The organism is Mesorhizobium sp. M4A.F.Ca.ET.090.04.2.1, assembly GCF_003999085.1.
Lineage (GTDB): Bacteria > Pseudomonadota > Alphaproteobacteria > Rhizobiales > Rhizobiaceae > Mesorhizobium.
In genome coordinates, this window is sequence record NZ_RZOT01000076.1 from 1 (window position 1) to 14,451 (window position 14,451).

The following is a 14,451-nucleotide window of genomic DNA, read 5'->3' on the forward strand; positions in this document are numbered from 1 at the left end:
GAGACAGGACAACCGCCGCACCTCACAGGTGGCCTTCGCGCTGCCTTACCTGTCGCTGACGCTGATCGTCATCCTGTCGGCGATCTGGACGGGCATAGCGGTCGCCGACCGGCTGGTGCGGCCGATCCGCCAGTTGATCGGTGCCGCCGACGAGGTCGCGACCGGCAATCTCGATGTCGCCGTGCCCGTCAGACTTTCCGACGGCGACGTCGCCTCGCTCGGCGACACCTTCAACAACATGATCCTGGAGCTCAAATCGCAGCGCAACGAGCTGCTCTCCGCCAAGGATTTGATCGACGAGCGCAGGCGCTTTTCGGAAGCCGTGCTGGCAGGCGTCACCGCCGGCGTCATCGGCGTCGATCCCTATGGCATCATCACCATCGTCAATCGCTCGGCAGAAACCATGCTTGCGATCTCGGCCAGCGCCGCGCTCGGGCAGAACCTGTCCGCCGTGCTGCCGCATGTCGGCCGCGTCTTCGAAATCGGCCGCAAATCGGGCAAGCCGGTCTATCGCGAGCAGGTGACCTTCTACCGTGGCGGCGCCGAGCGGACCTTCAACGTGCAGATAACCATCGAGGCGGGCGATGACGGCTCGGAGGAAAAATCCTATGTCGTGACGGTCGACGACATCACCGACCTTGTGCAGGCGCAGCGCTCTTCGGCCTGGGCCGACGTGGCCAGGCGCATCGCCCACGAGATCAAGAACCCGCTGACGCCGATCCAGCTCTCGGCCGAGCGCATCAAGCGCCGCTACGGCAAGGTCATCACCGAGGACCGCGAGGTCTTCGACCAATGCACCGACACGATCATCCGCCAGGTCGAGGATATCGGCCGCATGGTCGACGAATTCTCGGCCTTCGCGCGCATGCCGAAACCGGAGATGAAGGCCATCGACCTGCGCGAATCGCTGCGCGAAGCCTCGTTCCTGGTCGAGGTCAGTCGTTCAGACATCGCTTTCGAGCGCGATTTCGGCAGCGAACCACTGAAGGGCACCTTCGACAGCCGGCTGATGGCGCAGGCCTTCGGCAACGTCATCAAGAACGCCGCCGAGGCCATTGACGGACTTGAAGCAAAAGATCGTTCGGACGGCACAATCCGGATTCAAGCCGGACGTCAAAATGGCGCCATCCGAATCGATGTCATCGACAATGGCAGGGGACTGCCGCGCGAGAATAGGCAGCGGTTGCTCGAGCCCTATATGACGACGCGCGAAAAAGGCACTGGCCTTGGCCTCGCTATCGTCAAGAAGATCGTGGAGGACCATGGCGGCCGGCTCGAACTCAACGATGCGCCGGCGGATTTCCACGGTGGCCGCGGCGCGATGATCTCGATCATCCTGCCGCCGGCTTCGGTCGTTGCCACGCCGCCTCGCGGCGAAGGCCGGAACGAACACGAAAGAGAAACTGAAAAGGTCGGTAATGGCGTCTGACATTCTCATCGTCGATGACGAGGAAGACATCCGCGAGCTCGTCGCAGGCATCCTGAGCGACGAAGGTCACGAAACCCGCACGGCGTTCGACGCCGACAGCGCGCTTGCAGCAATTGCAGATCGCGCGCCGAGGCTGATCTTCCTCGACATCTGGCTGCAGGGCTCGCGCCTGGACGGCCTCGCGCTGCTGGACGAGATCAAGACGATGCATCCCAACCTCCCGGTGGTGATGATCTCCGGTCACGGCAATATCGAAACGGCGGTTTCCGCCATCCGCCGCGGCGCCTACGATTTCATCGAGAAGCCGTTCAAGGCCGACCGACTGATCCTGATCGCCGAGCGCGCGCTCGAAACCTCGAAGCTGAGGCGCGAGGTCTCCGACCTCAAGCAACGCAGCGGCGAGACCTTCGACCTGATCGGCATGTCTTCGGCGATGAGCCAGTTGCGCCAGACCATCGAACGCGTCGCGCCGACCAACAGCCGCATCATGATCGTCGGCCCGTCCGGTTCCGGCAAGGAGCTGGCGGCGCGCGCCATCCATGCGCTGTCGACGCGCAAGGCCGGACCGTTCGTGACGCTGAGCGCGGCCACCATCACGCCCGAGCGAATGGAGATTGAACTGTTCGGCACCGAATCGAACGGCACCGAGCGCAAGGTCGGCGCACTGGAAGAGGCGCATCGCGGCATCCTCTACATCGACGAAGTGGCCGACATGCCGCGCGAGACGCAGAACAAGATCCTGCGCGTGCTGGTCGAGCAGCAGTTCGAGCGGGTAGGGGGCACCAAGCGGGTCAAGGTCGATGTCCGCATCATCTCGTCCACCTCGCAGAACCTGGAGGCGATGATCGCCGACGGCCGCTTCCGTGAGGACCTCTATCACCGCCTGGCAGTGGTTCCGGTCATGGTGCCGGGGCTGGCCGAGCGACGCGAGGACATTCCCTATCTGGTCGACAATTTCATGAAGCAGATCGCGCGCCAGGCCGGCATCAGGCCGCGCCGCATCGGCGACGACGCACTCGCCGTGCTGCAGGCGCATAACTGGCCGGGCAATGTCCGGCAGTTGCGCAACAATGTCGAACGGCTGATGATCCTGGCGCGCGGCGAGGACGTCGACGCCCCGATCACCGCCGATCTGCTACCGTCGGAGATCGGCGACGTCATGCCGCGCACGCCCAACCAATCGGACCGACACATCATGGCGCTGCCGCTGCGCGAGGCGCGCGAACAGTTCGAGAAGGACTACCTGATCGCCCAGATCAACCGCTTCGGCGGCAACATCTCGAAGACCGCCGAGTTCATCGGCATGGAGCGCTCCGCCCTGCACCGCAAGCTGAAGTCGCTGGGCGTCTGAGGACAGCTGTACTTGATCCAGCGGCGCCCAGCCGGCCGATTGCCGGTTACGGCCGCGGCGGAATCGCTTAAACAAACCGAAAGTCTTCAGGGGTGATCCATGCCGCGCATTGCCTATGTGAACGGGCGCTATGTCGCTCATGCCGACGCTTCGGTGCATATCGAGGATCGCGGCTATCAGTTCGCCGACGGCGTCTATGAGGTCTGCGAGGTGGCTCGCGGCTTCATTGTCGACATGCCGCGCCATCTCGGCCGGCTGAGCCGGTCGCTTTCCGAACTGTCGATCGACTGGCCGGTGACGCAGCGTGTGCTGCCGCTCATCCTGCGCGAGGTGGTGCGCCGCAACCATGTCGTCAACGGCCTCGTCTATGTCCAGGTGACGCGTGGCGTCGCCAGCCGCGAGTTCGTTTTCCCGGGGCCCGGTACCACGCCGTCGCTGGTGGTGACCGCGAGGAAGGCGGACCCCGCCACTGCCGCCAGGCGCGCAGAGACCGGCATAAAGGTCATCACCGTGCCGGAGAACCGCTGGGACAGGGTCGATATCAAGAGCACGGGCCTGCTGCCCAACGTGCTGGCCAAGCAGAAGGCCAAGGAAGCCGGCGCCCAGGAGGCGTGGTTCGTCGACACCGACGGCATGGTCACCGAGGGCGGCTCCTCCAACGCCTGGATCGTCACCAGGGACGGCGTGCTGGTGACGCGGCCGGCCGAGCACGGGATCCTGCGCGGCATCACCCGCACGACGCTGTTCGACGTTGCCGCCAAACTCGGCCTGACGATCGAGGAGCGCAAGTTTTCGGTCGCCGAGGCCAAGGCGGCGCGCGAGGCCTTCATCAGTTCCGCGACCACGATTGCCATGCCGATCGTGGCAATCGACGGTGCTCCGGTGGCCAATGGCCACCCCGGTTCCATGACACTTTCGTTGCGCCAGGCCTTTTTTGACGTTGCGGAAAAAAGTCCGGCCTGATAACCGCAAAGATGGAATGAAAATCAATATATCTCGTTCTGCTTGTCGTTATTGACGGCAAGAGGGTGTTTGCGCGCTTGACATGTGCCGGATAAATTGGCGCATTGGCTGCAAACCGAAGGGGATCGGCGAAAGACAAGAACAATGGCGGAACGATCGCAAAACCTTCAGGACCTGTTCCTGAATTCAGTTCGCAAGAGCAAAAATCCACTCACCATCTTCCTCATCAACGGCGTGAAGCTGACTGGCGTGGTCACCTCGTTCGACAATTTTTGTGTGTTGTTGCGGCGTGACGGCCATTCCCAGCTCGTTTACAAGCACGCCATTTCCACGATCATGCCGAGCCAGCCGGTTCAGATGTTCGATGGCGAGGAAGGCCAGGGCGCCTGATTGGCACGTGAGAAAGACGCGGACCGCAGCGTCCGCGGGAAACCATCACATCAGCTGAGGCCGGAAGACAAAGCTCCGACCCGGGCCATTGTTATTGTGCCCGTGCTTACCCGCCAGCCGCGAGGCGAGGACGAGACCAATCGGCCGCGTCTGACGCGTTCCGCGGAGGCCCGCCACGATGAAGCAGTCGGCCTCGCCGGCGCCATCGACCTCGATCCGGTCCATAGCGCGGTGGTGACCGTCACCGATCCGCGCCCGGCCACCTTGCTCGGCAGCGGCAAGGTGGCGGAATTCGCCGATATCGTGAAGGAGCGCCACGCGGAACTGGTCATCGTCGACCATCCGCTGACGCCGGTGCAGCAACGCAATCTCGAAAAGGAATTCAACGCCAAGGTGCTCGACCGCACCGGGCTGATCCTGGAGATCTTCGGCGAGCGCGCGCGCACCAAGGAAGGCACGCTGCAGGTCGAGCTTGCGCATCTCAACTACCAGAAGGGCCGCCTGGTGCGGAGCTGGACCCACCTTGAGCGCCAGCGCGGCGGCGCCGGCTTCCTCGGCGGTCCCGGCGAAACGCAGATCGAATCCGACCGGCGGCAGTTGCAGGAAAAGATCATCAAGCTGAAGCATGAGCTGGAAACTGTGCGCCGCACCCGCGACCTGCACCGTGCCAAGCGCAAGAAGGTGCCGTTCCCGGTTGTGGCGATCGTCGGCTACACTAATGCCGGCAAGTCGACGCTGTTCAACAAGCTGACCGGGGCAGGGGTGCTGGCCGAGGACATGCTGTTCGCCACGCTTGACCCGACGCTGCGCCGCGTGCGCCTGCCACATGGCACACCCATCATCCTGTCCGATACGGTCGGCTTCATCTCGGACCTGCCGACGCATCTTGTTGCCGCCTTCCGGGCGACGCTGGAAGAGGTGGTCGAAGCCGACCTCGTCATCCACCTGCGCGACATCTCAGACCCCGATACGGCGGCGCAGGCCGAGGATGTCGAGCGCATCCTTGCCGATCTTGGCGTCGATGCCAGTGACGCCAAGCGCGTCATCGAGGTCTGGAACAAGATCGACCTGCTCGACGAGAGCAACCGGGAGCGGTTACTGGCCGATGGCGCCGCCACCAAGGCGCCGCCGGTCGCCATATCGGCGGTCACCGGCGAGGGCATCGATGCGCTGAAGGCGCTTATCGAAACAAGGATGTCGGGTGAACTGGAAACGACGACGCTGACGCTGACGCCAGCCCAGTTTGGCCTTGTCGACTGGATCTACCGCAACGGCGACGTCGTTTCGCGGGTCGACAATGAGGATGGCAGCGTCACCATTTCGCTCAATGCCACGCACAGCTCACGGCAAGAGATCGAGAGCCGATTGCACCGTAAGAACAATTAAGCCTGGTTATTTCGCGCCCTTGGCCTGCTGCCAGAGCGCTTCCATCTCATCCAGCGTCGCCTTTTCCAACGTGTTGCCGGAGGCTTCCAGCGCTCGCTCGACATAGTGGAAGCGGGTGCGGAATTTCTCATTGGTGCCGCTGAGCGCGGCCTCGGCGTCGAGCTTGAGGTGGCGGCCGAGATTGACGATGGCAAACAGCATGTCGCCGAACTCGTCCTTGATCGGTGCTGCGTCGCCTTTGGCCAAAGCCTCGCGCAGTTCGCCGATCTCCTCCTCGATCTTGTCGAGAATGGGGGCCGCCTCGCTCCAATCGAAGCCGACGCGAGCCGCCTTTTCCTGCAGCTTGAGCGCCCGGGTCAGCGCAGGCAGCGCCACCGGCACGCTGTCGAGGAACCCCTTGCCATTGTCTTCTGGGTCTAGCCCGCGGGCGAGGCGCGCATCGCGCTTCTCCGCCTTCTCCACCGCCTTGATTTTTTCCCACATGCCCTTGGCCATGCCGGCGCTGCGCGCCTCCTCGTCGCCGAAGACGTGCGGATGGCGCCGGATCATCTTGGCGGTGATCGCCTCGACGACGTCGCCGAAGGCGAATTCGCCAGCCTCCTCAGCCATTTGCGCGTGGTAGACAACCTGCAGCAGCAGGTCGCCGAGCTCCTCGCGCAGGTCGTCGAGATCGCCGCGCGCAATGGCATCCGCCACCTCGTAGGCTTCCTCGATCGTGTAGGGCGCGATGGTCGAGAAATTCTGCTCGATATCCCAGGGGCAGCCGGTCTTGGGCGCCCTTAGTGCCGCCATGATCTCGATCAGCCGGGAAATGTCCTTGGAGGGTTTCATCAGGCCGATGCTATCCTTGCGCCCATCGCGCGGCCAACGCTGGCAGCCGACGCGAGGGCGGTTGTCCACAGCTGCGCGGCGGCTCAGTCCAGAACCGATACGATCGCCTTTGCGAGCGCGTCCATCCCGTCCTCGGGCAGGCCGGCCACGTTGATGCGGCTGTCGCCGACCATATAGACGGCGTGCTCGGTGCGCAGCCGCTCGACCTGAGCTTCCGAAAGGCCTAGGCGCGAGAACATGCCGCGATGGCTGGCGACGAAATCGAAGCGGTCGGAATTGGACTGCCGGCGTAGCGCCTCGGCGAAGGCGACGCGCAGCCGCAGCATGCGCAGCCGCATCTCCTCTAGTTCCGCCTGCCAGTCCGCGCGCAAAGCGGCGTCTTCCAGCACGATGCGTACCGCCGCCGCGCCATGGTCCGGCGGCATCGAATAGAGTGCGCGCGCCGCAGACAGCATCTGGCTCATCGCCACATCGGCGTGCGCACCGTCCTTGGCCAGGATCATCGCCGCGCCGACGCGGTCGCGGTAGACGGCAAAGTTCTTCGAGCAGCTCGAGGCGACGACCATTTCCGGGACTTTTGCCGCGAGCAGCCGCACGCCCGCGGCGTCGGCGTCGAGGCCCTCGCCAAAGCCCTGGTAGGCAATGTCGACGAAGGGCAGCAGGCCGCGCTCGACGACCAGGTCGGCGACCTCGGCCCAATGCGCGGCATCGAGATTGGCGCCGGTCGGATTGTGGCAGCAGCCATGCAGCAGCACCACGTCGCCGCGCTCAGCCGTCCGCAGGGCCGCCACCATGTCCTTGAAGCGCACCGAGCCGGAAGCGGCGTCGAAGTAGGGATAGTCGCGGATCTGCAGACCGGCGGCGCGCATCACCGGCATGTGGTTCGGCCAGGTCGGATCGGACAGCCACACCGTCGCGCCGGCTCGGGTACGTTGCAAAAGCTCGGCCACGAGCCTGAGCGCGCCAGAGCCACCCGGCGCCTGCGCCGTGCGGATGCGTGACAGGTCCGCATTGTCACCAAAGGTGAGCTTGGCCATCGCCGTGTCGAAGGCAGTGTCGCCAGCAAGGCCGAGATAGGTCTTGGTGTCCTGGCCCTGAAGCAGCCGCTTCTCGGCTTCGCGCACGGCGCGCATCACCGGAGTCCTGCCGTCGCGATCCTTGTAGACGCCGACGCCGAGATCGACCTTGCCCGGACGCGGATCGGCGCGATAAAGGCCAATCAACGCAAGGATCTTGTCGGCGGGGGCGGGCTGCAGGGTTTCAAACATCGATACGGCTCCAATGGCGGCGGAGTGATACGCAAAACGGCAGCGCTTCGCCAGCGCTTTTCGATTGCATCAATCTTGAGGCTGCGCCGCCCTCCACGTTCCTGTCACATCGGCGTCGTTCGCCAGATCGGACAAAAATCGCTTGTAGCCGGATTAAAACCTTGCCCTGCTCCGTAAACAGGGCATGAAACGGTCGATGCCACGCTTCGATATTGTCGGACAGCTCGGTTCGCTGCGCCGCTATGCGCGCTCGCTGACGCGCGACAGCACGGAGGCCGAGGACCTGGTGCATGACGCGCTGGTGCGCGCCTATGAGCGGCGCGGTACCTTTCGTGCCGGCAGCAACCTTCGCGCCTGGCTGCTTGCGATCGTCCACAACGCCTTCATCGATGGTGTCCGCTCGCGCCGGTCGGAAGCGGCGCGAGTCGAGCAGGCCGGGTACCTTGCCGACAGCACCTCCCCGGCGCCCCAGGACCATTCGGTCCGTCTGGCGCAGGTGCGGACGGCCTTTTTATCCCTGCCGGAGGAGCAGCGGTCGGCGCTGCATCTCGTCGCCATCGAGGGGCTGAGCTACGCCCAGGCGGCCGAGGTCAGTGGCGTGCCGCTGGGAACGTTGATGTCACGCATCGGCCGGGCCCGGGCGGCACTGCGCGAGATGGAGGAGGCCGCGCCGGTCGGCAGGAACCATCTCAGGATCGTCAAAGGTGAGCGATGAATGCGATGCTCGATCCCGTGACCGACGCCGATCTCGACGCCTATGTCGACGACCAGATGGAGGTGGCCCGCCGCATCGAGGTGGAGGCGTTCCTGTCCACCCAGCCTGAGGTCGCGGCGCGCGTGATGTCCGACCTTCGGACGCGCGACGAGCTGCGCGTGGCGCTCGCCGGCAAGGGCATGGCGCGGCCGGCGACCGCCGAGGCGGCACGACGGTTGGAGCGCGGACTGACCAGGGACCGCATCTTTTCCGTGCTGCAGCGGGCGGCGGCGGCGGCCATCCTGGTCGCGGCCGGCTGGCTGGCGAACGGCATTTTCGGACCCGTCGCGGTGACCAAGGTTGTCGCTTCCACGCAGCCGCCGGCCTATGTCGAGGAGGCGGTGAGGGCGCACCGGACGACGCTGATGCGCGAGGCGATGACCTCCCAGCGTGAAGCGCCGGACTACAATCCCGGCGAAATCCGTGCCGCGACCGCGATCGTCATGCCGTCGCTGCCAGGCGACTGGAAGGTGCGCGACGTGCAGATCTATCCGTCGCGCTTCGGCCCGAGCGTCGAGATGGCGCTCGAGACCAAGGATCTCGGCCTGGTCTCACTGTTCGCGATCAGGCCCGGAACCTTCGACGTGGTGAAGCCGGCCGTCGCGCCCTCGGGCGATATTTCCTCGGCCTATTTCCAGATCGGCGAGGTCGCCTACGCCGTGGTCGCGCGCAGCGATGCGCGCGACCTCGACCGGGCCGCCGAAACGCTGGCCCGCACGCTTTACTGAGACCAACCAAGGAGACCGATGATGAATACCCCCAATCTGGGATATCGCGTGGGCAGCGGCGCCCGAGCCGGCGCCCTCTACGACGAGGGCCTGCGCCAGCACATGCTGCGCGTCTACAACTATATGGGCCTTGGCCTCATCGTCACCGGCGCCATCGCCTTCGCCGTGGCCTCGACGCCGGCGCTCTACGTGCCGATCTTCTCCAGCCCGTTGAAATGGGTGGTGATGCTGGCGCCGCTCGCCTTCGTGCTGTTGTTCTCGTTCCGCATGCAGACCATGTCGGCGGCCAGCGCGCAGGCGATGTTCTGGGCCTTCTGCGCCGTCATGGGCCTGTCGCTGGCTTCGGTGTTCCTGGTCTTCACCGGCACCAGCATCGCGCGCACCTTCTTCATCGCCGCCAGCATGTTCGGCGCGACAAGCCTTTACGGCTATACGACAAAGCGCGACCTGACGCAGTTCTCGTCGTTCCTGATCATGGGCCTGATCGGCGTGGTGATCGCCAGCCTCGTCAACCTGTTCCTCGGCTCGACCGCGCTGCAGTTCGCCATCTCGGTGATCGGCATCGCCGTGTTCATCGGGCTCACCGCCTGGGACACGCAGACGATCAAGGAGCAGTACGCCGAGAATTTCGACGCGGAATCGCGGCAGAAGCTCGCCGTCTTCGGCGCCTTCTCGCTCTATCTGAACTTCGTCAACATCTTCCAGCTGCTGCTGAACTTCACTGGCGAACGCGAATAGACCGGACCGTAGCAGGCAACACTGCGAGCCTGGTCGTGGCCGGAGGGAAACCTCCGGCCACGTTTCGTTCGGACGGTGGCCGGCGTGAAATCGCGACAGCGTCGGCTCTTGAGTTTCACCGAAAGCCTTTGGTAGCCTGCCGGCCATGCCAGCCAGCCGCGAGGACATATGGAACAGGACAGCCTGACGCTTCATGGTGACGGCATCTCGGCGACGATAGTCGGGCAGGGGGCCGAACTGGTTTCCTTGCGCAATGCCGAGGGCACAGAGCTTTTGTGGCAAGCCGGCCCGGAATGGCGGCGTCACTCGCCGGTGCTGTTTCCGATCGTCGGCCGGTTGAAAGGCGACCAGTTGCGCCATCGTGGGCAAAGCTATGCGATGACGCAACATGGCTTTGCCCGCGACAGGCGGTTCGCCTGGGCGGAGCAGGGGCTTCTTCCTGCACGCTGGTCCTGACTGACGACGCCGAGACGCGAGCTCGCTATCCATTCGCCTTTCGCCTCGCCATCACCTACAGCGTCGGCCCTCGCCGGCTTGGCGTGAGCTTCGAGGTCACAAACACAGGCGACGAGTTGTTGCCGGCCTCGGTCGGGGCGCATCCGGCATTCAACTGGTCGCTAGATCCGGATCAGACCAAGCAAGCCTATCGGCTAACCTTTGCCGATAATGAATCCTCGCCGATCCGCCGCCTGAAGGACGGCCTGTTATTGCCAACGCTCCAGCCCACGCCAATCGAAGGCAGGACGCTCGCGCTCACCGAGCGGCTCTTCGACGACGACGCCGTTATCCTGGATCGCCCGGCCAGCCCCAGCGTGCGCTATGCCGCAGAGCGCGGGCCAGCGATCGAAATGTCTTGGCAGGGGTTTAACGAACTGGGCATCTGGTCCAAACCGGGCGGGGCGCCGTTCCTGTGCATCGAGCCGTGGCATGGCATCGCTAGCCCGATCGATTTCGATGATGAGTTCACCGACAAACCGGGCGTGATGCTGATCGAGCCGGGTGCCAAGCGAACCCTCAGCTATCAGGTCGACCTGTTGACGATGTGAAGCCCGCCGCGAGTTTTCAAACCTGCCGGACGATGGCGCCGATCACATTGACGAGAAGGCGCGCCGCAGTCAGCGCCGACAGGCCGTCATTGTCGGCGGGAGGGTAGAGTTCGACTAGGTCGAATCCTGCGATCCCGGCCCGTCTGCCGAGGCCCGCGATCAGGTCGATCACCTGCGTGTAGGTGAGGCCGCCAGGCGACCGTGCAGCCACGCCCGGCATGATGGAGGGGTCGAGGCCGTCGCAGTCGAGGGTGATGACGACCGGTGCTCCCTCTGGAATATGCCGCAGAGCGGCGTCGATGCCTTGGGCGTGAACCTCGCGGACGGTCACGAAACGGCTGCCAAAGCGCTGCGCCGCTTCGATCTCGGCGAGGCCGGCGCTGCCGACACCGCGGATGCCGACCTGCACCATGCCGGCGACATGCGCCATCTCGCTCACCCGGCGCATCGGGTTCGAATAGCCGTAGCGTTCGCCGTCGACCTCGTCGCGCCAGTCGATGTGGGCGTCGATCTGAAGGACCCAGACCGGCCTGTGGTCGGCAAAACCGGCGAGAAAGGGAATGGGCACAGAATCGTCACCGCCGAGCAGGATCGGCACGGCCGGCAAAGCCAGGACCTCGCGTGTCTTGACCTCGATCCGCGCCCGGTTTCCAGCATTGTCACGCATGGTGGTCAAGATGTTGCCGGCGTCGACGCAGCAGGCCGGCTTGCCGTCGAACAGCGGGCCGCCGAGATCGAAATCCCAGTGCCCGACCAGACGGGCGTCGTCCTGGCTCGCCGCGCGGATGGCGTCGGCGGCCAAGGCATAGCCGCTGCTGTCCTTGCCGGGGTAGGTGCTGCCGTGACCGGCGCCGAAGATGACCGCGCGGGGCAAGTGGCCATCAGCGAGGTGATCGGGAAAGCCGAGAAAGGAAGGTGCAGCGGTCATTTCTTTGTGGACCTTCGTTGTAAAGTTCGTGGGCGCCAGCGGCTTGGGGCAGGTAGTTACTTCACCCTGGAGTTTTGAAATACTTTACGCGATCGTGCCTTGAGAAGTCAGACGAGCAGTGGTGTCTGTGGATGATAACGCCTCAAAAACCTGTTGTTCACGTGGTCTTCAATACGTCGGCCGCCGGCAGCCTGCGTTGGTCCCTCGCTCATATGGGCCTGAACGCAACCGTCATCGGGTTGCCGGACGACCTGAGCTTTGGCCCTATCGACCCGCCCGCGGCAGATATTCGCGCCCGATGGATGGAAGACACATTGGGCTTCGAAAGGCAGCCGGACCTCGAACAAGAGACCGATCTTTTCTGGAGCCGCGCAACGGGCAGGGACATCGCGCCGGTCGCATGGGTATGTCGGCAAAGCGCTATGGAATTTGCAGGCTTCCTCGAATTTGTTTCGCGGATTGGCGATCATCCATTTCGAGTGGTCGACATAACCGAGGTCGAGTTCACTCGGACGTCCGATGGGTCCGAGTCTACGACCTGGCGGGCAGGATCGTTCGGGCTCGTGCCGTCAGATAGTATTATCAGAGCGCGGCTCTTGGAACGTCAGACGACTTTGACCGGAAAGGAGTTGCAGGTTTACCGCGATTTATGGAAAAGGCTTCGTGCTGAGAATGCAGCTTTTCGCGTCGCAGCCGACCTTGGCCTTCATTCAGAGCCCATCAGGTATTTCGATAAAGCGGTGACGTCACATGTGACGGACGATTGGGAGAAATGCAGTCTTGTGGTCGCCAAAATCCTTGTCGCTTTGGGGGACGATGGCCTTCACTGTGGAGATCTCGTGCTCTGGTCTCGCGTCCGAGCACTTGTCGACGAGGGCGTTTTTGAGATGAAGGGCGACGGCGTGCGGATGCGCAACAGCTCCGTACGGTTGGCGAGCGGGACCGGATAACATGGCGTTTCGCCATCTCCGAGATACACATCAGAAAGTCGCATAAGATAGATTATGGAACTGATACTTAGGGCGATGCGCCGATCAGGAGGTCGATTGCCGCAACGCTTTCGCCAACCCCGCCGGGTTTTGACAGGCCATGGCATGTCCGGCTTGCGGCACGACACAGACGTTGATTCCCAGTTGGGACAGACGTTGGGTATCTTCGTCCGGCAAGGACTCTTCGCCGAAGATAACAGTCCTTGGCATCGTCATCCCAACAAGCAATTCACGCCAGGACGGATTGCTGCCGACGATCAGTGATGTTGCTGCCCGATGAACGGCATATGGGGCGCTGACCGACAACGAAGCTGCCCAGATGCCATTGCCGTCCGCTTTGGACATTCTCACCAAATCCTCGTGGCCATGGGCCACGTAGTCGACCTCGTCCATGCCGGCGACTTTCCCGCTGAAGAAGCCTCCACCTGGATCGAGATTGGGCTCGCTCAAAACGAGGTTCCGGACGCGATCGCCAATCAGGCTTGCAGCAACGATAGCAATGGAACCGCCCATGCTGTGGCCGAATAGATCCAGCCTCTCGGGGGCCAACTCATTGATAAGTTCCACCAAAATCCGCGCCTGATCATCGATCGTATAGCTGAAGTCAGCCGGCCGGTCGCTGAAACCAAATCCAAGCAGATCGACCAGCACCATTCGCTTGCCCATCAGCGCAGCATCGCAGGCGACGCGCGGATAGTCGCAGGAAGAAGCGCAACCAAGGCCATGAACGAAAATTAGCGGGACACCGGCGCCCAGGATATCATGATAGAGCAAGTTTCCTTGATCTCTGGGCAGTTTGAACGACTTCATGGCTCACAGCCTCTATGAAAGACGTCACCTATCATTCGGATTCGTAAGTAATTTCAATCGCCATGCCGTCATATGCCGGCACGATATGATCCGGCGTCTCGGCCATCACCTTGGCATAGTCGAGCGGCACATGCATGTGCGTCAGCACGGCGTTTTTCGGCGCCAGTCTGTCGATCCAGCCGAGCGCCTGGCCGAGCGACAGATGGCTCGGATGGGTGTTGTACTGCAGCGCGTCGATCACCAGCATATCGAGATCGCGCAGCCGCTCGGCGGTGGCGTCGGGGAAGTCGCTGATGTCAGGGCAATAGGCGAGCCCGCCGGCGCGGAAGCCAAGCGAGATGATGTCGCCATGGATTTGCGGCAGCGGCTCGAGGGTGAGGGGACCCCCCTCGCCTTCGATCACCACCGGCCTGGCATGGTCGATGAGATGCGGCCTGACGATCGGCGGGTACGAACTGCCCGGCGGCGTCTCGAAACAATAGCTGAACGCCTCACGCAGGCGCTGCATCGTCGGCTGGTCGGCGTGGATGTCAATCAAGTGGCGCTGTTCCAGCACATAGCCGCGCAGGTCATCGATGCCGTGGATATGGTCGGCATGCGGATGCGTGTAGACGACCGCGTCGATGCGTTTGACGGACGCCAGAAGCATCTGCTCGCGGAAATCCGGCCCGGTGTCGATGACGACCGTTGTGCGGCCACCGTTCGCCGCGACCCGCTCGACCAGCGCGGCCGCGCGCATGCGCCGGTTCCTGGGATTGGCGGGATCGCAATCGCCCCAGTCGCCGGTGATGCGCGGCGTGCCGGGCGACGAGCCGCAGCCGAGGATGGTGAGGCGCAGCC

The 14,451-nt window shown here is 63.7% G+C and carries 14 protein-coding genes and 1 pseudogene; 10 read left to right on the top strand and 5 right to left on the bottom strand.

Annotated elements, in window-relative coordinates:
* The 5 genes from EN781_RS08155 to hflX all read left to right on the top strand — a co-directional run.
* The coding region (locus tag EN781_RS08155) for a PAS domain-containing sensor histidine kinase (protein ID WP_145965462.1) at positions 1–1,429 on the top strand (1,429 nt) is incomplete at its 5' end.
* Positions 1,419–2,780, top strand: coding sequence for a sigma-54 dependent transcriptional regulator (locus EN781_RS08160; protein ID WP_126054611.1), 1,362 nt, complete (start codon positions 1,419–1,421; stop codon positions 2,778–2,780). The genes EN781_RS08155 and EN781_RS08160, both read left to right, overlap by 11 nt.
* Before the next feature lie 99 nt (positions 2,781–2,879).
* Positions 2,880–3,743 carry a D-amino-acid transaminase gene (locus EN781_RS08165; protein ID WP_126054610.1) on the top strand — a complete coding sequence of 288 codons (864 nt, stop codon included), beginning with the start codon at positions 2,880–2,882 and terminating at the stop codon, positions 3,741–3,743.
* Between the two features lie 144 nt (positions 3,744–3,887).
* A complete protein-coding gene (gene hfq, locus EN781_RS08170; protein WP_066989720.1) occupies positions 3,888–4,133 on the top strand; it encodes an RNA chaperone Hfq in 246 nt (81 codons plus the stop codon).
* Entirely contained in the window at positions 4,134–5,519 is a 1,386-nt protein-coding gene (hflX, locus tag EN781_RS08175; RefSeq protein WP_126054609.1) for a GTPase HflX, read from the top strand.
* Between the two features lie 6 nt (positions 5,520–5,525).
* On the opposite strand, the gene mazG is transcribed toward hflX, so the two are convergent.
* Both mazG and EN781_RS08185 read right to left on the bottom strand, forming a co-directional pair.
* Entirely contained in the window at positions 5,526–6,350 is an 825-nt protein-coding gene (mazG, locus tag EN781_RS08180) for a nucleoside triphosphate pyrophosphohydrolase (protein WP_126054608.1), read from the bottom strand.
* 83 nt (positions 6,351–6,433) lie between these two features.
* Complete coding sequence (locus tag EN781_RS08185; RefSeq protein ID WP_126054607.1) at positions 6,434–7,618, bottom strand: amino acid aminotransferase; 1,185 nt, start codon at positions 7,616–7,618, stop codon at positions 6,434–6,436.
* Positions 7,619–7,814: 196 nt separating this feature from the next.
* On the opposite strand from EN781_RS08185, the gene EN781_RS08190 reads away from it, so the two are divergent.
* The 4 genes and pseudogenes from EN781_RS08190 (at position 7,815) to EN781_RS08205 (ending at position 10,884) form a co-directional block, all read left to right on the top strand.
* Positions 7,815–8,333, top strand: coding sequence for a sigma-70 family RNA polymerase sigma factor (locus EN781_RS08190; RefSeq protein ID WP_189347396.1), 519 nt, complete (start codon positions 7,815–7,817; stop codon positions 8,331–8,333).
* Positions 8,330–9,100 carry an anti-sigma factor gene (locus EN781_RS08195; RefSeq protein ID WP_126054605.1) on the top strand — a complete coding sequence of 257 codons (771 nt, stop codon included), beginning with the start codon at positions 8,330–8,332 and terminating at the stop codon, positions 9,098–9,100. Before EN781_RS08190 ends, EN781_RS08195 begins: the two co-directional genes overlap by 4 nt.
* Before the next feature lie 21 nt (positions 9,101–9,121).
* On the top strand, positions 9,122–9,838 hold the full coding sequence (locus EN781_RS08200; protein WP_126054604.1) for a Bax inhibitor-1/YccA family protein: 717 nt from the start codon (positions 9,122–9,124) through the stop codon (positions 9,836–9,838).
* Positions 9,839–10,006: 168 nt separating this feature from the next.
* Positions 10,007–10,884, top strand: a pseudogene (locus EN781_RS08205) (aldose 1-epimerase family protein).
* A 16-nt stretch (positions 10,885–10,900) separates the two neighbouring features.
* Here the strand turns inward: EN781_RS08205 and EN781_RS08210 are convergent.
* Positions 10,901–11,812, bottom strand: coding sequence for an agmatinase (locus EN781_RS08210; RefSeq protein WP_126054603.1), 912 nt, complete (start codon positions 11,810–11,812; stop codon positions 10,901–10,903).
* 131 nt (positions 11,813–11,943) lie between these two features.
* Between EN781_RS08210 and EN781_RS08215 the strand changes: the two genes are divergently transcribed.
* Positions 11,944–12,762 (top strand): DUF3658 domain-containing protein, encoded by an 819-nt coding sequence (locus EN781_RS08215; RefSeq protein WP_126054602.1) that lies wholly within the window; start codon positions 11,944–11,946, stop codon positions 12,760–12,762.
* 84 nt (positions 12,763–12,846) lie between these two features.
* Here the strand turns inward: EN781_RS08215 and EN781_RS08220 are convergent, their stop codons facing one another.
* Both EN781_RS08220 and EN781_RS08225 read right to left on the bottom strand, forming a co-directional pair.
* Positions 12,847–13,611, bottom strand: coding sequence for an alpha/beta hydrolase (locus EN781_RS08220; protein WP_126054601.1), 765 nt, complete (start codon positions 13,609–13,611; stop codon positions 12,847–12,849).
* Between the two features lie 31 nt (positions 13,612–13,642).
* Positions 13,643–14,449 carry an MBL fold metallo-hydrolase gene (locus EN781_RS08225; protein WP_245492559.1) on the bottom strand — a complete coding sequence of 269 codons (807 nt, stop codon included), beginning with the start codon at positions 14,447–14,449 and terminating at the stop codon, positions 13,643–13,645.
* Positions 14,450–14,451 lie beyond the last annotated feature (2 nt).